Source organism: Hymenobacter artigasi (assembly GCF_012275535.1).
Taxonomy (GTDB): domain Bacteria; phylum Bacteroidota; class Bacteroidia; order Cytophagales; family Hymenobacteraceae; genus Hymenobacter; species Hymenobacter artigasi.
In genome coordinates, this window is sequence record NZ_JAAVTK010000008.1 from 214327 (window position 1) to 232844 (window position 18518).

Below are 18518 nucleotides of genomic sequence, written 5' to 3' on the forward strand. Positions count from 1 at the left end.
CGCAATAGTAAATAATTAGTATCGAGGTAAAGATGCTTCGCTGCACTCTGCATGACGGGCTTTCGGATTGATGTCCTAAATTGATGTTCTAATTTACCACCAGCGTCATAATGGAGTGTGCGGCGGCCGTGGTTTTGGTGCCCTGGCCGCGCATCCAGAGCTGGAATTCCTCGGGCTTGTCGGTCTGGTTCATCACCACCACGGCCACGCTGCCGTCGGGGTTGCGGTAAGCGGTGGTTTGCAGGGCATCGCGGTTAGCCGAGGCGCTGATGCGCTTCGCGCCGGGGCGGATGAATTTCGAGAAGTGCCCGATGTAGTAGTAGGCGTTGGTATAAATCAGCTTACCGGTGCGGGTATCGGCGATGACGGGGGCGAAGCAAAAGTTGCCGACGTGGTTGGGCCCGCCGGTTTCGTCCAGCAGCACGTTCCAGTCGGTCCAGCCCACGGTGCCGGCGTTGAAGTCGCCAATCAGCGAGTGGCCATACTTCTCGCCCAGCGCCCAGTCGTCGACTTTGGCCAGGTCGAATTTCTCCTTGCAGCCCTCGGTGAAAATCAGGTTGGTGTTGGGGAATGCCTCCTTCACGCGCCGCTCGTTCTCAAAGAGCATGCTGCTGCCCGTCCAGGTTTCGTACCAGTGGTAGCCGATGCCCCACACGTATTTGGCGGCTTCGGGGTCGTTGAGCACGGTGCTGGCCCGCTGAAACAACAGGTCGCGGTTGTGGTCCCAGGCAATGAGTTTCTTGCCGCCTAGTCCGCCTTTGGCCAGCGTGGGGCCGAGGTAGCCTTTGATGAAATCCCGCTCGTCCTCGCCGGTAAAAATGCACGACTCCCACTTCTGGGTGGCCATGGGCTCGTTCTGTACCGTGAGGCCCCAGATGGGGATGCCCAGTTGCTCGTAGGTCTTGATGAACTTCACGTAGTAATCGGCCCAGGCCTGGCGGTATTGGGGCAGCAGCTTGCCGCCGTGCAGCATTTCGCCGTTGGTTTTCATCCAGCCGGGTGGGCTCCAGGGGCTCACAAATAAGGTCAGTTTGCCGCCGGCCGCCGCCATCACCTGCTTGATAAAGGGGATGCGGAACTGCTCATCATGCTGCACGCTAAAGGTTTTCAGCGCCTCGTCCTTGTCGGCCACGTAGGTGTAGCTGCCGCTCGAAAAGTCGGAGCTGTGGATGCTGGTGCGGCCCAGCGTGTAGCCGATGCCACTGGTGGGGCTGTAATAGGCTTTGAGAAACTCCTGCTGCTGGGGTTTGGGCAGCTTGGCGAACGTCTCGGCCGAAGCATCGGTGAGCGCCCCGCCGATGCCGAGCATGGTCTGAAACGAGTGGCTGGGGTCGACAAACACGCAGACCTGGGTTTCCACGGGCTGGGCGGCGGGCGCAAAGCTGAGGTCGCCGCCGGCCGCCAGGCGCTGGCTGGTGCCCTGCACGGTAGCAAATACGTGGGCCGTTTTGCCAGCCGCCGAGTAGGTGACTGGTGCGGGCCGGGTAGCGATTGGTTTCGTCTTGATATGCTGAGCGTTGGCATCGAGGCCAAGCACGGAAAGCAGTAGCAGGGGCGGGAGTTTAGCAAGCATGGTGGAAGGGCTAAGGGTGAGGGTGGCAGGGCCGGGAATGCAGCTGTGTGCGTAAGCGACAGCTCAAGGGCTTTTGTATTGCCTGGCCGCCCGGCCGTCCAGGCAAATGTAGCCGCCCGTGCCGAAGCTGTTGGGGTAAAAAAAGTGACTGGCTGGCTTGTAAAGCATTTTCAGTAATTGCTGATACACCTACAGCACACGTCGAGACCCGAGGGCTGGGCTGGCAGGTGCCGCGCTGGTCGCTAATCGGCCCGGCCATCATGCGCTTAAAAAACAAGCGGAAAAAGTAGCGACCAAGCCTACCAGAACTTGTCCATCCCCAAATCCGGAGTCGTTGCGCCGGTCTGACCGCCCCAGGCGGTCTGACCGGTTGTCGTCTGGGCGGAATCGTGCTCACTTCAACCGGTCAGACCGCCTGGGGCGGTTGCGCCGGTCTGACCGGTTGTCGTCCGGGCGGAATCGTGCTCACTTCAACCGGTCAGACCGCCTGGGGCGGGCTGACCGGTGCGACCGCCGCTGTTCAATAGCTGTTAAACAGGCTTGGGTAAGCGCAAGGCGTACAAGACGGTGCTTTCGGGCGTGCCGATGAGCCGCACGAAGCAATAGTGCCGACGGTTGCGGGGCCGGCAGACGGTTGGGTTGCGCAGGCTGCGGCGTTGTGGCCGGGCTGCATTTTTTGGCTGGCCACGGCGGGGTACGTCTGCGGTTGGGCATGATGAGAAAAACCCCCAGACGCAAAAAATCCCGGCCGCTGCTGCGACCAGGATTGTTGCTGTAGAGAGAGGACTCGAACCTCTAATTTTACTAGCGAGATAGGCTAGCGCGTCTGCCAGTTCCGCCACCCCACAAGGTTTAATAAGTCAAAAGTACGCCAAAGAGTTATTAATAAAAATATAAATTTTTAGATTATTTTATTGTTAAGTTTTTGTAATGGCACAATTTCATGCCATGGAAATGACATCAGTGAAATCTTAAACCCGCCGTACGCGCTGAAAACAAAGATTCCATCTTCCGCAGCCGCCCTTTTATCTTTGTTGTAACAATTAGTAAAAATAGTGACTGCCAGCTCTATTCGCAAAATTATCCATTTGGATATGGATGCATTTTATGCTTCGGTGGAGCAGCGCGACCACCCCGAGCTACGCGGCCGGCCCGTGGCGGTGGGCGGTGCGCGGGAGCGGGGCGTGGTAGCGGCGGCCAGCTACGAGGCCCGGCAGTTTGGGGTGCGCTCGGCTATGCCTAGTGCCACGGCGCTGCGCAAATGCCCGGAGCTGGTGTTCGTGCCGCCGCGCTTCGCGGCCTACAAGGAGGTGTCGCGGCAGATTCGGGCCATCTTCGCCGAGTACACGCCGCTGATTGAGCCCGTGTCGCTCGACGAGGCCTACCTCGACGTGACGCTCAACCTCAAGCAGATGGATTCGGCCACCCAGATTGCGCGGGAAATCCGGGCCAGGATTCTGGCTGAAACCGGGCTCACGGCCTCGGCGGGCATCTCCTACAATAAGTTTCTGGCCAAGCTGGCTTCCGACTACCGCAAGCCCAACGGGCAGTTTGTGGTGCGACCCGCACAGGGGCTGGCTTTTGTGGAAGGGTTGGCGGTGGGCCAGTTCCACGGCGTGGGCCCCGTGACGGCGGCCCGCATGAACGAGCTGGGCATCTTCACCGGAGCCGACTTGCGGGCGCAGACAGTGGCCTTTCTGCATCAGCACTTTGGCAAGGTGGGGCGCTACTACTTCGCCATTGCGCGGGGCGAGGACGAGCGGCCCGTGGTGGCCGACCGCCTGCGCAAGTCCATGGGCTCGGAAACCACTTTTGGGCAGGATTTGCACGAGTTTGCCGACCTGCTGGAAGCCCTGCAGCCGCTGCTGGAAGACGTGTGGGAGTATTGCCAGCGCAGCGGCATCCGGGGACGCACGGTAACGCTGAAGGTGAAATTCGGCGACTTCCAGCAAATCACGCGCAGCCGCAGCGGCGTGGGCCTGGTGCCAGGGCCGGAAGTGCTGGCCCGCATTTGCCGCGAGCTGGTGGAAGGGCTGTTTCCGCTGGAAAAGGGCGTGCGGCTGCTCGGCGTCACGCTTTCCAACCTGAGCAATGCGCAGGAGGGGGCCGGCCGGCAGCTCACGCTGAGCTTCTGATGTCTGATGCCTTCCGCACTGCTGTTGGCGCGCGTCACAGACGCGCGCCAGCAATTCGTCCAGCAATCCGTTCCGCGTCCGAATTTCGCAACCTTTGGCGGTTCTTTTTCGACTTTGGGAGCAATTACTGGTGCGATTCTGGTTAAGGAAGCAGCATCTTTACCCTTTGGCCCGCCAGGGCATAGGTACCGGCCCCGGCCAAACCCACTTTCCTTTCTTCACCAGCCCTTTTCGCATGCAATTCCCCCGCTTCAAACTGGGATTATATTCCACCTCCGTGCTGGCCCTGCTGGGGCTGGCTTCCTACTCCGTGTACCAGGGCACGCCGCCGCGCGACCAGGTAGTGCTCGGCGTGATGATGCAGGGCCTGAACCAGCTTCATTACCAGCCCGAGAAAATTGACGACCAGTTTTCGCAGCGCGTTTACGACTTGTATATCAAGCGTATCGATGTGAACAAGCAGCTGCTGCTGGTGCCGGAAGTGACCCAGCTCAGCCAGTTCAAAACCAAGATTGACGATGAGATACGCGGCGGCAGCCATGAGTTTCTGGATGCTACGAGCCAGCTGCTGGCCAAGCGCATGCCCGAGATTCAGGTGCTCTACCGCCAGCTGCTGGCTCAGCCCTTCGACTTTTCGGTGCAGGAAAGCTGGGAAACCGACCCCACCAAGGCCACCTACGCCGCCAATGCCGCCGAGCAGCGCGAGCAGTGGCGCAAGATGCTGAAGTACCAGACCCTGGCCCGCCTCTCGGAAATGATGGACGAGGAGGCCAAGAAGAAGGACAAGCCCCTGGCCGCCACCAAAGTGGGGGCCTCGCCGGCCACCACCACCGAAAAAACCCGTACGCCCGCTGAGATGGAGGCCGAGGCCCGCAAGCGGGTGCTGAAATACTACGACGACGTATTTATCGACCAGCTGCAAACCGACGCCAACGACCGCCTAGCCGCCTTCGCCGAGGCCATTGCCAACAGCTACGACCCGCACACGGACTATTTCGCGCCCATTGCCCGCGAAAACTTCGACATCACCATGAGCGGCCGCCTGGAGGGTACGGGCGCGCAGCTGCAGGAAGACGGCGGCAAGCTGAAAGTGGTCGACATCGTGGCCGGCTCGGCCTCGTCGCGGCAGGGCGAGCTGAAAGTGGGCGACCTCATCCTGCGCGTGGCGCAGGGGGCCGCCGAGCCCGTGAGCGTGGAAGGCATGCGCTTCGATAAGGCCGTGAAGCTCATTCGCGGGCCGAAGGGCACGGAGGTGCGCCTCACGGTGCGCAAGCCCGACGGGGCCACGCAGGTCATCCCCATCATCCGGGATGTGGTGGTGATTGAGGAAACCTACGCCCAGTCGGCCCTCATCAAGCAGGGCGGCCGCACGTACGGCTACCTTAACCTGCCCGGTTTCTACGCCGATTTTAGCGGCAAGGGTGGCCGCAGCAGCGCCGCCGACGTGAAGGCTGAGCTGGCCAAGCTCAGCAAGGAAAACGTGGCCGGCGTGGTGCTCGACCTGCGCTACAACGGCGGCGGCTCGCTGCGCGACGCCGTGGACATGGGCGGCCTGTTTGTGCCCACCGGCCCCATGGTGCAGGTGAAAACCAGCCGGGGCCCGGCCCAGCCCGTGGTCGATACCGACCCCGCCGTGCAGTACGCCGGCCCGCTGGTGGTGCTGGTGAACAAGTACAGCGCCTCGGCTTCCGAGATTCTGGCGGCCGCCATGCAGGACTACCAACGCGCCATCATCCTGGGCAGCACTACCTATGGCAAAGGCACGGTGCAGCAGGTATTTGACCTGGACAATGCCGTGAACGCGCAGGCCAGCGGCCTCAAGCCCCTGGGCTCGCTCAAGCTCACTATCCAGAAATTTTACCGCGTGAATGGCGGCTCGACCCAGTTTAAGGGGGTGACGCCCGACATTACGGTGCCCGATGCCCTGGCTTCCTTCGCCAAGGGCGAGCAGGAATCGGAATACCCGCTGCCCTGGGATGAGATTGCGCCCGCAGCGTTTAAGCCCACCAATACCCTGCCGGCCCTGGCCACGCTGAAGGCCAACAGCGCCGCCCGCGTGGCCGCCAGCCCTGGCTTCCGGTTGATTACCGAGGCGGCCCAGCGCGCCACCGCCCGCCAGAAGCAAACCATGCTGTCGCTGAACCTGGCCACCTACCGCACCCAGCAAGTGGAGGCCCGCGCCATCAACAAGCAGCAAACGGACGCCCAGAATGCCCTGACCATGCTGGAGGTGGCGGCCCTCGCGGCCGATGCCCGGCCGGCGTCCGACTCTACGGCCGCCAAGCGCCTCGCCCGCTTCCTCAAGCCCCTGCGCAAAGACCCCGCCCTGGCCGAAGCCGTGGCCGTGATTGGCGACGAGCTGAAGTAGGCTGAAAAGTAAATCTCACGAAAAAGCCCCCGTTGCGATTCCACAGCGGGGGCTTTTTCGTGGAGCGCAACGGCGCTTAAGTGGCTAAAAATACGCGTTGGCGAAGGTGCCGCTGAATGTTTTTTGGGTGCCCAGCGTAGGCGAAGTGCCGGTGAAGCTGAACGTGCCGGAAACAGCGCGCGGAAAAGGCGTTGTGTTTTCCACTGCCGTGATGGTGAGCGTGCCGCCCGATGGCAAGCCGGCTAGCTTCAGGCGGGAGTCGAAAACCCCGGACTTGGTATCCTCAAAAATAGCGTAGGTCGATGCGGCATTCAGGGGATATGTGCCCACTTGCACTGCGTAGGGCATGGTAAGATAAAGGCGGTAGGTGTGGGCAGCTGGCGTTGGGGCGTAGTAGTTGTCGTCGCTCAGAAGCACCGAAAAGCAGCTGGGTGCGGGCAATGTTTTTCCATCAAAACCAATGGAAAGGTCGATGAGCGAGGGACGGTACACGCTGCCATCGGCGGTAAATGCGGCGGTGGACTGCACCGCCGTGGCCAGGGGCACCCCCGTGGTTTTGCCGGCCACTACGGTCACCGCCTGCTGCCGGGGCGGCACATACCCGTGCCTTGTGGTGAAATACAAGCTATAGGTACCGGCCGGTACGGAATCGAAACGGTAGGCTCCTTTGCCGTCTGGAACCGCAGTGCCAAGGGGCTGGTAGGTATTGTCATCAACCAACGAAACCCCAAGCACGGCATCGGCCGGCTGCACAAGTCCGGTGATGGATGGCCCGACCGGTATTTCAGCAGTTGGGGCTGGGGCATCCTGAGGCTTTTTGGTGCAGGCGCTGCCCAGCAGACCGGCCCCGAGGGCCAGGGCGAGGAGATGCAGGCGGTTTTTCATGGCGTGGAAAGGGTCGGAAGTTAAATGTAGCAACGACCAACGAAAACTCCTAACCAATTGGTATGCAATGCAAATCGCTCGGCACAACCGTAGTAGCAGCAATCAATAAACAGCGCGGGCTTCGGAACCCCCGCTGGGGAGCACCAAACGGCCGCCCCGTGGGGGCGTACCCGGTGGTGCCTACCGGCCCGGAGCCGCGTCCGGCCCCGCAAACTGCACCAGCAACACGTAGCCCCGCTCAAAATTGAAGCGTTCCAGGATGCGCCCCTGCGCGGCGGCGAGGGTGCTGATGGACTCATCGGCGCGGTCGTAGAGCAGCCATACCCGGCCCTGGCCCTGCTGGCGCATCTGCCCAATGGCGTCCTCAAAAAGGTCGGTGGGGCTGGGGTGGGGCTGTTGCAGCACCACGGAACGCAGGTGCAGGGGCGGGGTGTGCAACTGCAAATAGTAGTAGGCCACCGGCGAAACGTTGTAGTTCATGAATGCGGTTTCGCCGGGGCGCTGGTGCCGGGCAATGTATTCCAGGCCGGTGCGTACTTCGGCATAGTCGCCATAGAAGGGCTTGAATAAGTGACGCAACCGCTGCTGGTTGCCCAGCACCACCAGCGAAAGTGCCACCAGCACCACAAAGGGCACCCGCCGGGTAGCGAGCGTGGCCAGCCCCAGAAACACCACCACGATAACCAGCGGCAAAAAGAACAAGGTGAGGCGGTGAATGAGCGAATAGTAATGCAGCGCCGAGGCCGTGAGGCAGACCAGCACCGGCACCAGCACCAGCCAGAACAGCTCGTCGCGCCGCCGCAGCAGCTGCCAGGTGCCTACCGCCGCGCCCACTGCCGCCAGGGCCATGGCCAGTACGGTTTTGCCAATGGCGCGGTCAGCGATGCCCGCCAGCTGGCCGCTCAGCAGGGAGAAATCCTCCCGCGAAAGCGGGGGAAAGGCCAGGAAATATTCGCGGTGAAACTGCTGCAGGTAGGTCGATTCCGCGTTGGCCTTCAGCAGCAGGAAAAAGTACACCAGGAAGCTGCCGCCCCAGCTGGCCCCCATCAGCACCAGCCGTAGCGTGGTGCGATAGTCGCGGGCCAGCAGGCTGCGCGTGAGCCACCACAGCCCCATGCCGGCCAGCACGAACACGGCCGTCATCGAGAGCCATACGGCGGCCGCGCCCAGCGCCGCCAGGCCCAGCGCCAGGCGGCTGGTGAGCGGGCGGCGGCCCGCCCAGTGGGCCACTTCCAGCAGGCCCAGCGCCACAAAGCCTTCGGTGGCATACTGCTTGCACTCGGTGGCGTAGTCGATAAAAAGCCCGCCGAAAGCCACCGAAGCCAGCGCCAGGGCGGCAAACGGGAGCGGCAGCCAGCGCTGCACCAGCTGCCTAAACAGCACCAGCGTGGCCCCGCTGCACAGCAGCGGGAACAGCCGCACCGACAGCTCATTATTGCCAAACAACCCGATGCAGGCCTTCACCACCACCGAAAACAGCGGCGGCGCGTACTGCGCATAGTCCAGGTTCTGGAACAGCTGGCCGTAGCTGCGCTCCACGTAGTTGCGGATGAGGTTGGCCTCGTCCAGGGCAATGGACCGCTGCTGCCACCACACCACCACCCGCAGCAGCAGCCCCAGGCCGATAATCAGGGCCGAGGCCCAGGCCCACCACTGGCTGCGGGCCGTAGTATGCCCGAAAGGGAGAGGCGTGTCGGTTGCTACTGGAACTGGCATAGGGCAGAAAGCCGCCCCGCAACCGGGCCTCTCGGGGTAGTTGCGGCGCACGGCTACGGTGGGTGAGCGGAAGTGAATGGGGCCTCAAAGTAAGCGCATGGCTGCGCAAAGAAGCCCCGGCCGGCTGCGGTTGGGGCCCGGAAAAGGCTGGTCAGGGGTGGCTCGTTTCCCCCTGATTTCGTAGGTTAGCAGTGGGCTTGGGTTTAGGGTCCGCTTTGCTTGTGCCATTACCTGACTCTGCTGCTTCGCCGCTGGTATTTCCCGCCGATATTCTGGACGATTTCGGGGCTGCCGACCTGCTGGCGGGCATATTTGCCACTTCCGGCACGGCCCTGATGCTGCTTAGTCCCATTTGGGCCGAAGCTGGCACAGCGGTGGTCGATTTTAAAGTTGAGCTGTTGAGCGAGGCCGCCCAGTTGCTGCTGCGCCAGCCTGCCCGCCCCACCGTAACGCACCGGGGGCTGATGTCCGGCCCCGACACCGAAAATATTCTGGATTTCTACCGGGCGGCATTCATGCTGGGCCAGCCTGACCAGCGCGATTTCACCTACCCGCTCGATGGCGGCGATGTGAGCTCCCATCTGGCCGTGCGTCGGGTAGGAGCGGGGCTGCTGGTGAGTATCGGCAACACGGCCGGCGCGGCCCACACCCTGGCCGTGCAGGCCCTGCGCGAAAGCCAGGCCCGCGAGCAAACTGCCCTGGCCGAGGCCGAGCGGGAGCGCACCCGCCTGCAGGAGCTGCTCACGCAAGCCCCCGTGGCCATTGGCCTGTTCGAAGGCCCGGAGCTGCGCATCACCGTGGCCAACGAGCGCATGGCCGCCATATTAGGTCGCCCCCTGGCCGAGGTGCTGGGCCGCCCCCTGCTCGAAGCCCTGCCCGAGCTGCGTGGCCAAGGCTTCGATGAGCTGATGATGCAGGTGCGCCAGACCCAGGTGCCAGTGAGCGGCACCGAAGTGCCGGCCGCCATGTGGCGCGACGGCCAGGTGCGCACCACCTACTACAACTTCGTGTATCAGCCCCTTTATGATGCGCACGGCGCGGTGCGCGGCGTGGTAGACGTGGCCGTGGAAGTGACTGAGCAGGTGCTGGCCCGTCAGCTCATCGAGGAAAAAGAGCAGCAAACCAACCGGCTCAACGAGGAGCTGCAAGCTGCCAATGCTGAGATTCTGGCCAATAACGACGAGCTGCACCGCACCCAGCACGCCCTGCGCGAACTCAACCACGAGCTGGAAGGCCGGGTAGCCGACCGCACCCACGCCCTGAGCCAGGCCCTGGCCGAAACCGAGCAGCAGCGCGAATCCCTGCGCCAGCAGCAGCGCCTGCTAATGCAGGTGCTGAGCCAGGTGCCTGCCTCGGTGGCCACCTTGGAAGGCCCCGAGCACCGCTTCACCTTCTTCAATACCAACTACCAGGCAATGGCCGGGGGGCGTACACGGCTAGGCCTCACCGTGGCCGAAGTGCTGCCCGAAGTAGTGCCACAGGGCTTTATTGAATTGCTGAATGGGGTGTTTGCCACCGGCACGCCTTATGTCGGGGTTGAGGTGCCGGCCCTGCTGTACGACCCGCTCACGGGCCAGCCCGAGCAGCGGTTTGTCGATTTCGTGTACCAGCCCCTCACTGACGAGGCCAACCGGCCCCACGGCATTCTGGCCTTCGTCATCGACACCACCGACAAGGTGCTCAGCCGCCGGCTGGTGGCCCAGACCAACGAGCACCTCACCACCGCCAACACCGCCCTCGATACCTCCAACCGGCAGCTCACCCGTACCAATGCCGACCTCGACAACTTCGTGTACGCCGCCAGCCACGACCTGCGCCAGCCCATCAACAACCTGGTGGGCCTGTTTGAGGAGCTGCGCCAGGCCGTGGCCTTCATCGACCCGGCCGAGGAGGAGCTGTTGCTGCCCATGCTGCACCAGTCTCTGCACCAGCTCAGCACCACCATCGACGACCTGGCCCTGGTGGGCCAGACGCGGCAAAACACGGGCCTGCCCACCGAGCCCGTTTCCCTGCACGACCTGACCCAGGAAGTGCTGCAAACCCTGCAGCCCCAGGTGCAGGCCGCCCGCGCCCGCGTCACCCTCGACTTCGCGGCGGTGCCCATGGTGGTGTATTCGCGGGCCAGTCTGCGCACCATTCTGCTCAACCTGCTCAGCAACTCGCTCAAGTACGCCGACCCTGCCCGGCCCTGCCGGGTGCATATCTCGGTGTGGAAGGACGCCGGCCAGCCCGTGCTGCTGGTGGAAGACAACGGCCTGGGCTTCAATATGCACCGGCATCAGGACGAGCTGTTTCAACTCTTCCGCCGCTTCCACACCCACACCGAGGGCACGGGCGTGGGCCTCTACCTCATCAACCGCATTGTGCAGGGCAACGGCGGGCGCATCGAAGTTGAGAGCGAAGTGGGCGAGGGTACCTCGTTTCGGGTGTATCTGTAGGGTGAAGCGGTTTTGGTGTAGGGGCGGGGGCAAGCCCTCCCGGGTACGACCCAGCCCCTATAATGTTCAAAATACCTTATAATCCCTCATGCAAGCCTTTATCTTCGACCTCAACGGCACCATGGTGCACGATATGGAGTACCACACCCGCGCCTGGCAGCAGCTCTTCAACGAAGACCTGGGCGGCCATTTCAGCTGGGACGAGGTGAAGCCCCAGATGTATGGCAAAAACCGCGAAGTGCTGGTGCGCATGTTCGGCCCCGACCGCTTCACGGGCGAGGAAATGGACCGCGTTTCGCTGGAAAAGGAGCGGCGCTACCAGCGTGAGTTTCTGCCGCATCTGGCGCTGCTGCCGGGCCTGATGGAACTGCTGGAGCGGGCCCACCAGCAGGGCATTCCCATGGCCATCGGCTCGGCTGCCATCCCGTTCAACATCGATTTTGTGCTCGATAACCTGCATATCCGGCACTACTTCCAAGCCATCGTGAGTGCCGACGACGTGACGGTGAGCAAGCCCAATCCCGAAGTTTTCCTGCGCTGCGCCGAGCTGCTCGGCGTGCCGCCCGCCGATTGCCTCGTGTTTGAAGACGTGCCCAAAGGGGCCGAAGCCGCCCAAAACGCCGGCATGCAGGCCGTGGTGCTCACCACTACCCACGCCGAAGCCGAGTTCGCGCAACTGCCCAACGTGCTGCATTGCGCTCCGGACTACACCGATGCCTTTATGCGCGGGCTGGTGGCGTAGGGGCTGGTACATTGCTGGCGCGAGTTTAGCGCAGCGTAACTCGTGACTTATTATTCGGGGGAGGCTGGGCCTCCCATCAGAACGGTCCGTTGGAACGGGGCGGCCGGCTTGCCGCTGGCGCGGCAGGGGAGGCTCAGCCTCCCCGTCATGGCGGGCACGAGTTTCGCTGCGCTAAACTCGCGCCAGTGATGGCGCGGACGCGCAGCTTCCATGGTACAGCTACGGCAGCACCGAAACCTGCACCGCTGAGGGGTGCCCGGCATCGTGGTACAGCCGGATGGTGGCTTTCTGAAAGTCCTTGGCCTCAGCCGTGGCAATGGGCACGAAGGTTTGCGGGTTGCGGTCGACGAGCGGGAACCAGGTGCTTTGCACCTGCACCATTAGCCGGTGGCCTTTGGCGAAGGTGTGGAGCACGTCGGGCAGCTCGTATTTTACTTTGGTGGGCTGGTTGGGTTTGAAGGCTTCGGGCTTCGAGAAGCTGTTGCGGAAGCGGCCGCGCATCACCTCGGCGCGCACCAGGCGCTGGGTGCCATCGGGCTGCTCGTCAATTACTTTCACAATGAAGTCGGCATCGGTGCCGGAGGTGCTCACCCACAGGTCGGCGGTGAGGGGGCCGGCCAGGGTGAGGGCAGCGGGCAGGGTTTCGGTGCGGAAGGTGAGCACGTCGGGGCGCTTGGCGGCGAAGCGCTGGTCCTCAATCATGTACTCGGTGTTGCGCTCGCCGTGGATGCCGTCGGTGTAGGGCACGGGGTTGGCCGGGTCGCTGAGGTATTGAAACGGAATCTTGACGCTTTTATCAGCACCTACTCGTGTAATATGTGGGTTATATGATTCCTTAAGTGCCTTTGATACTTCAGTTTCAATCTCACGGCCTACGATGGCAAGGCGCCCTGCTTCTTGGAAGAAAACTGTCCTTGTTTCTGTGTTAGAAGGCGGCCAGGCTGCGTAGGTTTTCCACTCATTGGTACCGGTGTTGAATACCGTGGCTTCGGCTGGGTCGAAGGTGCCTTTATCTTTCAGGTAGAAGTTGAAAAACGGTGTTTCCAGCGTCTCGCGGAATGTCCCGGCGGTGTTGGAGCCGAAGCTGAGGGGGCCGAATTTGCTCCAGTCGGGCCGGGCCCAGGCGCCGTGGGTCCAGGGGCCCATCACGAGGCGGTTGGTAGCGCCGGGGTTCTGCTTTTCGATGGCTTTGTAGGTGTTCAGTGCGCCGTAAAGGTCCTCGGCGTCGAACCAGCCGCCCACTACCAGCACGGCCGGTTTCACGCCCGTGAGGGCAGTGCGGATGTTGCGGCTTTGCCAGTAGGAGTCATAGGTTTCGTGCTGCTGGTACTCGTTCCAGATGCGGGCGCGGTTGTTGAAATACTTCGGGCCGTTGGCGTTTTTGATGGGGCCGAGGTCGAGGAAGAATTTGTAGGCATCCTTGGTTTCGAACTTGAACAGCGGCTCATATTCTGCTACCGGCTGGGGGCGCGGCACATCGAAATAATTGGTGAATTCGAAGTTGTCGAGCAGGAAAAATGCGCCCTTGTGTCGGGCATCGTCGCCGATAAACTCATCCGTGACCGGGGCCTGGGGCGACACGGCTTTCAGGGCCGGGTGGGCATTGGGCAGCGCCGCCGAGGCGTAGAAACCGGGGTAGCTGATGCCCATCATGCCCACGCGGCCGTTGTTGTTGGGCACGTTCTTCAGCAGCCACTCAATGGTGTCGAAGGTATCGGTGCTTTCGTCGTGCCGCACGGTGTTGCCGCGCGCAGTGGTGCCCGCTGGTATAGCCGGGGTCATTTCCTCAAACTTGCCCTCGCTCATGTACCGCCCGCGCACATCCTGATACACAAAAATGTACTTCTCGGCCGACAGCTCCCGGCTGGGGCCGGGGCCGCGCGGGCGGTACTTCTGCTCCCCATACGGCCCGGCCGAATAAGGCGTGCGCGTCATCAAAAACGGGTAAGGCGTGGCCGTGGAAGCATCTTTCGGCACGTAGATGATGGTGTAGAGCTTCACGCCGTCGCGCATGGTAAGCTGGCGGTCGAGCTTGGTGTAATTGGCTCTGACAAAAGCAGAATCCTGGGCGCGGGGCGCGGTTTGGGCCCGGGCGGCAGGAGCGGCGGCCAGCAGCAGAAAGGCGAGAAGCAGGCGAGGCATAAAGGGAGAGCTGTGCGAGAAGTTGAGCGCGGAACAAAGAACGGTACGGCGGAGCGCAGAATACCGGTCTGCCCGGCCGAAGTCGGCACGTTATGGGGAACCTGGAATCAACTCGTTCCGGTAAATAACGACAAGCGGTCAGACCGCTTAGGGCGGTCAGACCGGGGGCTGCTCCCTCAGCGCAGCATCTGCACCGTGGTATCGAGGCGCTGGGTGCGCAGGAAGCCGCGGTACTGCTCCTGCAGGCGGGTCATGGCGTCGCGGTGCTCGTCGCGCTGAAACAGGCGCACCTTGTACTTCTCGCCGGGGGCCGTGCGGCGCAGGCTCACGTAGGTGAGCTTGCCGGTGGATTTGCTTACCGTAGCCCCGTTCTGGATGCGCTCAATGCGCTTGCCGTTGTTGCCGAACAGGGCTTGCAGGGGCTTGAGGCCGATGAAAAGACTGGTGGCCCCTTCCAGGCCGTAGTGCCCGCTCACTTCGAGGTTGCTCAGGTTGCTGTTCAGGTGCAGGCCGGGGATGATGACCTGGCCCTGCGCCAGCACGAACTCGGCCCGCACGGGCTCGAAATACAAGTGGCCGGTGCGCTCGGATTTCATGAATTTCAGGGCCTCCATCAGGGCTTCCACGTTGATTAGCTCCAGGTCGCGGATGTCGGTTTTGAGGTAGCCGGCGGTCTGGGCCAGGGCGGGCAGAAAGGTGGGGCCCAAGTCGGTGCGGATGTCGGCCACGCCCCGCAGGCTGCCCTGAATGTTATCGCCGCCCAATACGCTCAGGCCCATGCTGGTGGCGGTGGCAAACAGGGCCGGCAGCTGAATGTCTTCCAGGCGCACTTGTAGCTGGGTGGGGTGGTGGGCCCGGTTGGCGGTGCTGCGCATGTAGCCGCTCAGGCTGAGGTGGCCCTGCAAGCCATCAAAGGAGCAGTTGTCGAGCCGGGCCTCGCCATCGAGCAGGTGCGATACCAGCCGGAACCGGCCGCCGCTCAGCACGCCATAGTGCACATTATCAGCCTCCACGCGCAGCACGGCGCTCAGCACACCGTTGGAAAACAGGGAAGGGTTGCCGGGCAGGCGCTGCCGCTGGGCCCGGCGCTCGGCGCGGCGCTCGGCGCGGGCCAGGGTGCGGGCGGTGGGCACCGTATCGGCATGCGCGGTGAGGCTGGCAATGAGGCCCAGCAGGCGCTGCACGTCGAGGGTGGTGTAGCGCAGGGTCAGGTCGGCATCGGCGGCGGTGAGGTGCAGGCCCTCCACCTGGGCCGTGCCCGAAGCCTCGCCGTGGCCGCCCTCAGGCGTGAGGAAGCGCAGGTAGGGCATGCGCAGCGTGGGGCCGCTTTTTTCGAGCTGCAGGCTCACCTGGCGCATGCTTTCGTCCTCGGGCAGGTCTACCCGGTCGATTTCGAGCGTGAGCTGGCCGTTGGCTGATAGCAACAGGTCGCGCAGGGCCGGGCTGGCCCCGCCGGGCTTGCGGCGGCTGGCGCGGCCGGTTGCCGGCCGGAGCGTGGGGCGGGGCGTGGGGCGGTTCAGGCGGGTGAGAAACTGCAGGTAGTTGATGGCCGCGAAGTGCACGCCCACATGGTACTGCACGGGGGCCACACGGTTGTCGGGGTCGGTGGGCCACTGCACGTCGCCGCGCACGTCGCCGCCCCACACGCGGCCGGCCAGGTGCTGGAGCTGCACCCGCTGGCCATCGTGCCGGATGGTCACGGCCAGGTTGCTCAGGGTATCGGTGGCCAGCAGCAGGCGCTGGCAGCGCAGGCTCACATCGAGCAGCAGGCCCGGCGGAATCAGGGCGCTGCCCAGGGTGGCGGCCAGCTGCGCCTTGTCGCGCGGGGGGCGGCCGGGCTTGGGCAGGCTGGTGGGCGCAAAGCCTTCGCCGCCAGCGCGGGGCACGGGCTGCATGAGGGCCCGCAGCTGGGGCACCCGCAACTCATCCACGGCAAACCGGCCGCTGATGCTGGCCGTGGGCAGCTTGCCATTGAGGTAGCCCAGCAGGTTGACCGTGGTGGCCGAAGCCTGAAACCGCATGTCGTTGAGTACGCCGGAGGCATTGGCCAGGTGCCAGAGGCTGTCGCGCAGGCCCACCTGCACATCCAGGCCCGAAATGTCGGCCCCGCGTGCCGGCAGCACCAGCGAGGCTTGATGCAGCGCAACCGTGCCGCGCAGCGACAGCGGCCGCTGCGGCACAGCAGGGGCGGGGCGGTCGGCGCGGGGCGGCAGCAGGCCGCGCAGGCGCACGTCTACATCGGCGGTGCCGCCCCGGGCCTGCCAGCGGTCGGAGGCCAGCAGGGCGGCCAGCTCGGTGAGCTCGGTGCGGCCCCGGAAGTGGCCGTCCAGGAAGGGGCGGCGGAAGTTGCGCAGGGTGAGGGCCACGTCGAGCTGGCCGGCGGCCGAATACACCCGGCAGCGCCGCAGCGTGAGCACCGTGGAGCGGATATTGTGCTGCGGCCCATTATCATACGTGCCCATCAAATCCCAGCGGCGGATGTGGCGGGCGGGCTCGGGCCATTGCAGACTGGCCCCGCGCAGGCTGAAGGTGAGCACATTGCGCGGCGTCACCTTCGGCCCGCTCAGGCCCGTGATGGTGTAGTGAATGTGGGCTTTGCTGGGGCTGGTGGTACCGGTGAGGTAGGGCTCGAGGCGGGGCGGCAGGGCGGCGTGCAGCACGTCCACGAGGGGCTGGTTGCCCACGAAGCGCAGCGCCATCGTGGTGCCGGTGGGCTGGTCGGCGGCCACGGTGTGGGTGCCGCTCACCCGAATGGTGTCGCCGTTGAGGGTGGCGCGGGTGCGGTAAATGAGGCCCTGGCGGTTGGCAAAGGTGTACTTGTAGTTCACCCAGGCCATCACGGGCTCGCGCTCAAACAGGGTGCCGGCGCGGGTGCGCAGATAGCTCAGCTCGCCATCGAGGGTGCCGCCCACGCGCAGCACGCCGTCGCGCAGCCGCGCCTTTAGTTTGGCCTGCCGCACTTGTACCCCAAAGGCCCCCCGCGAATACCCGTTGTGCGAGCTGAAGCGGAAGTTGTTCACCACCAGCTCGTCCAGCTTCAGATTGAGGGTGGGCGCGGCGCCGGTACCCTTGCGGCGCTTGCCGCGCAGGCCCCACGCACGGCCCAGCGAATCGACCCGCTCCTGAAAATCAATGTCGCTGATTTCGACCCGCGCCACATCAACCCGGCCGCGCAGCAGGCTCAGCAGCTCCACCCGCAAATCGGCGCGCCCGATGCTGAGCACCGGCACCGATTTCTGAAACGAAGTATCCGTGAGGGCCAGGTGCTGGATGGAGGCGGTGAGGTGCGGAAAATCGCGCCAGGGCGATATTTCAACCCGAAACGGAGCCAGCACCAGCTCCGAGTTTTGCGTCAGGCCCTGCCGCACTTTTTTGGTCACTAGGCGGCGGGCATATTCACTGCCCCGCAGCCACACGGCTAGTCCCGCACCCAGCACGGCCAGCAGCAGCACCAGTGCCAATACTCGTCGCAGGGTGAAGAATCTCATAAAATACCGGGTGCGCGGCGGGGCTGCCACGAGCTAAAGGAGCCAATGTAGGCAGCTTACGCGAAAGTTTTTGGTTGCCGGGTCAGGACTTACGCAGTTGACGATTTTTTTCCAGCCGCGAAGCGGCGACACGTTGGTCGTAAAGAATTGCGGAACCGAACAGAGCCGCAAAGCGGCGGCACATATTGCCTGAGCAGGATGCCGCCGCTTTGCGGCTGTTCGCCTACGCAGGTTCTGGCTATTCTTCGGTTGGTACGGTGGCGTCGGCGTGGGTGGTGGCCTCGTAGGTGTCGGCGTACTTGAAATCTTCCAGCCAGTAGGCCGAGCTCACCACCTCGAAGGTGATGGAGTTATCCGTTTTTTCCTTCGTGCTCAATTGCCAGAGCATCGATTTCGCTTCCTCGAATTTGTCGCCTTCCACCTGCGACGAGAACAGGCGGTTAATCAGCGCATTGGCTGGCAGGCCGGGCGCGAGCAGGCGCACCAGCGGCGCAGCCGGCTCATCATCGAATATGGCCAGGTCGGCGGGGTTTTCGGCGGTGCATTTCACCTGGAACTCCACGGCCTTGGTGGCCGGGAAGGTGCCGTTGTAGGCATCGTGCAGCAGCTGCGTGGCCTGGTAAAAGCCCTTGTGCAGCGGCAATTCGGGGTTTTCTTCCCAGAGCTTCTCAGTGAGCATCTGGTGGCCCAGGTTTTCAATCTGGCCGGCATTCAGCTCTTCCGGATACAAATAGCCCAGCACCACTTCGGCCGCCTCGCGGGGCTCCAAATCGGTGAAGGACATGAGGCACATCTCCTTCAATTCGGCTTCGCTGATGGCGTCCGGATTGTCGTAGTTCATCTTCACCAGCAAGGCTTTGTAATCGGAATTTTGCCAGGTGTTGGGCAGCTCGGTGAGGGTGGCGAAGGTGAGGCGCTCAACGGTGAATTTGGGGGCGGGGGTCAGCATATGTTAAAAAAGGGAAAGGCGGCGCGGAGCCGCCGGTACGGTTGGGTTTACGCACAGCGGCGGCAAACGGCCGGAAATGGCG

The 18518-nt window shown here is 63.4% G+C and carries 10 protein-coding genes and 1 tRNA gene; 4 read left to right on the forward strand and 7 right to left on the reverse strand.

Annotated features, from left to right (window positions below):
* Positions 1 to 88: 88 nt before the first annotated feature.
* Together HBN54_RS14520 and HBN54_RS14525 are read right to left on the reverse strand one after the other, a co-directional pair.
* On the reverse strand, positions 89 to 1573 hold the full coding sequence (locus HBN54_RS14520; RefSeq protein WP_168673936.1) for a glycoside hydrolase family 30 protein: 1485 nt from the start codon (positions 1571 to 1573) through the stop codon (positions 89 to 91).
* 772 nt (positions 1574 to 2345) lie between these two features.
* A tRNA-Asp gene (locus HBN54_RS14525) sits at positions 2346 to 2421 on the reverse strand.
* Positions 2422 to 2667: 246 nt separating this feature from the next.
* Between HBN54_RS14525 and dinB the strand changes: the two genes are divergently transcribed.
* Complete coding sequence (gene dinB / locus HBN54_RS14530) at positions 2668 to 3708, forward strand: DNA polymerase IV (RefSeq protein ID WP_210428066.1); 1041 nt, start codon at positions 2668 to 2670, stop codon at positions 3706 to 3708.
* A 235-nt stretch (positions 3709 to 3943) separates the two neighbouring features.
* Positions 3944 to 6076: a carboxy terminal-processing peptidase gene (locus HBN54_RS14535; RefSeq protein WP_168673938.1), complete on the forward strand. Its 2133-nt coding sequence runs from the start codon at positions 3944 to 3946 to the stop codon at positions 6074 to 6076.
* Between the two features lie 84 nt (positions 6077 to 6160).
* Here HBN54_RS14535 and HBN54_RS14540 read toward each other — a convergent pair whose 3' ends face one another.
* On the reverse strand, positions 6161 to 6961 hold the full coding sequence (locus tag HBN54_RS14540) for a DUF6252 family protein (protein WP_168673939.1): 801 nt from the start codon (positions 6959 to 6961) through the stop codon (positions 6161 to 6163).
* Positions 6962 to 7141: 180 nt separating this feature from the next.
* Positions 7142 to 8677: a hypothetical protein gene (locus HBN54_RS14545; protein ID WP_168673940.1), complete on the reverse strand. Its 1536-nt coding sequence runs from the start codon at positions 8675 to 8677 to the stop codon at positions 7142 to 7144.
* Positions 8678 to 8898: 221 nt separating this feature from the next.
* Here HBN54_RS14545 and HBN54_RS14550 point away from each other — a divergent pair, with 221 nt between their 5' ends.
* Both HBN54_RS14550 and HBN54_RS14555 read left to right on the forward strand, forming a co-directional pair.
* Positions 8899 to 11115, forward strand: a complete 2217-nt coding sequence (locus HBN54_RS14550; protein ID WP_168673941.1) for a PAS domain-containing sensor histidine kinase — start codon at positions 8899 to 8901, stop codon at positions 11113 to 11115.
* A gap of 88 nt (positions 11116 to 11203) precedes the next feature.
* Entirely contained in the window at positions 11204 to 11857 is a 654-nt protein-coding gene (locus tag HBN54_RS14555; RefSeq protein WP_168673942.1) for an HAD family hydrolase, read from the forward strand.
* A 219-nt stretch (positions 11858 to 12076) separates the two neighbouring features.
* On the opposite strand, the gene HBN54_RS14560 is transcribed toward HBN54_RS14555, so the two are convergent.
* The 3 genes from HBN54_RS14560 to HBN54_RS14570 form a co-directional block, all read right to left on the reverse strand.
* Entirely contained in the window at positions 12077 to 13999 is a 1923-nt protein-coding gene (locus HBN54_RS14560) for a CocE/NonD family hydrolase (protein WP_168673943.1), read from the reverse strand.
* Between the two features lie 176 nt (positions 14000 to 14175).
* Entirely contained in the window at positions 14176 to 17487 is a 3312-nt protein-coding gene (locus HBN54_RS14565) for an AsmA-like C-terminal region-containing protein (RefSeq protein WP_168673944.1), read from the reverse strand.
* Positions 17488 to 17725: 238 nt separating this feature from the next.
* Positions 17726 to 18436: a hypothetical protein gene (locus tag HBN54_RS14570; protein WP_168673945.1), complete on the reverse strand. Its 711-nt coding sequence runs from the start codon at positions 18434 to 18436 to the stop codon at positions 17726 to 17728.
* Between the last annotated feature and the right edge of the window lie 82 nt (positions 18437 to 18518).

What these genes read in the sequence shown, in the direction of transcription:
- dinB (WP_210428066.1), top strand. Translation starts at nt 2,668, where the DNA reads ATGGATGCATTTTATGCTTCGGTGGAGCAGCGCGACCACCCCGAGCTA.
- HBN54_RS14555 (WP_168673942.1), top strand. Translation starts at nt 11,204, where the DNA reads ATGCAAGCCTTTATCTTCGACCTCAACGGCACCATGGTGCACGATATG.
- HBN54_RS14535 (WP_168673938.1), top strand. Translation starts at nt 3,944, where the DNA reads ATGCAATTCCCCCGCTTCAAACTGGGATTATATTCCACCTCCGTGCTG.
- HBN54_RS14520 (WP_168673936.1), bottom strand. Translation starts at nt 1,573, where the DNA reads ATGCTTGCTAAACTCCCGCCCCTGCTACTGCTTTCCGTGCTTGGCCTC.
- HBN54_RS14570 (WP_168673945.1), bottom strand. Translation starts at nt 18,436, where the DNA reads ATGCTGACCCCCGCCCCCAAATTCACCGTTGAGCGCCTCACCTTCGCC.
- HBN54_RS14565 (WP_168673944.1), bottom strand. Translation starts at nt 17,487, where the DNA reads ATGAGATTCTTCACCCTGCGACGAGTATTGGCACTGGTGCTGCTGCTG.
- HBN54_RS14545 (WP_168673940.1), bottom strand. Translation starts at nt 8,677, where the DNA reads ATGCCAGTTCCAGTAGCAACCGACACGCCTCTCCCTTTCGGGCATACT.
- HBN54_RS14540 (WP_168673939.1), bottom strand. Translation starts at nt 6,961, where the DNA reads ATGAAAAACCGCCTGCATCTCCTCGCCCTGGCCCTCGGGGCCGGTCTG.
- HBN54_RS14560 (WP_168673943.1), bottom strand. Translation starts at nt 13,999, where the DNA reads ATGCCTCGCCTGCTTCTCGCCTTTCTGCTGCTGGCCGCCGCTCCTGCC.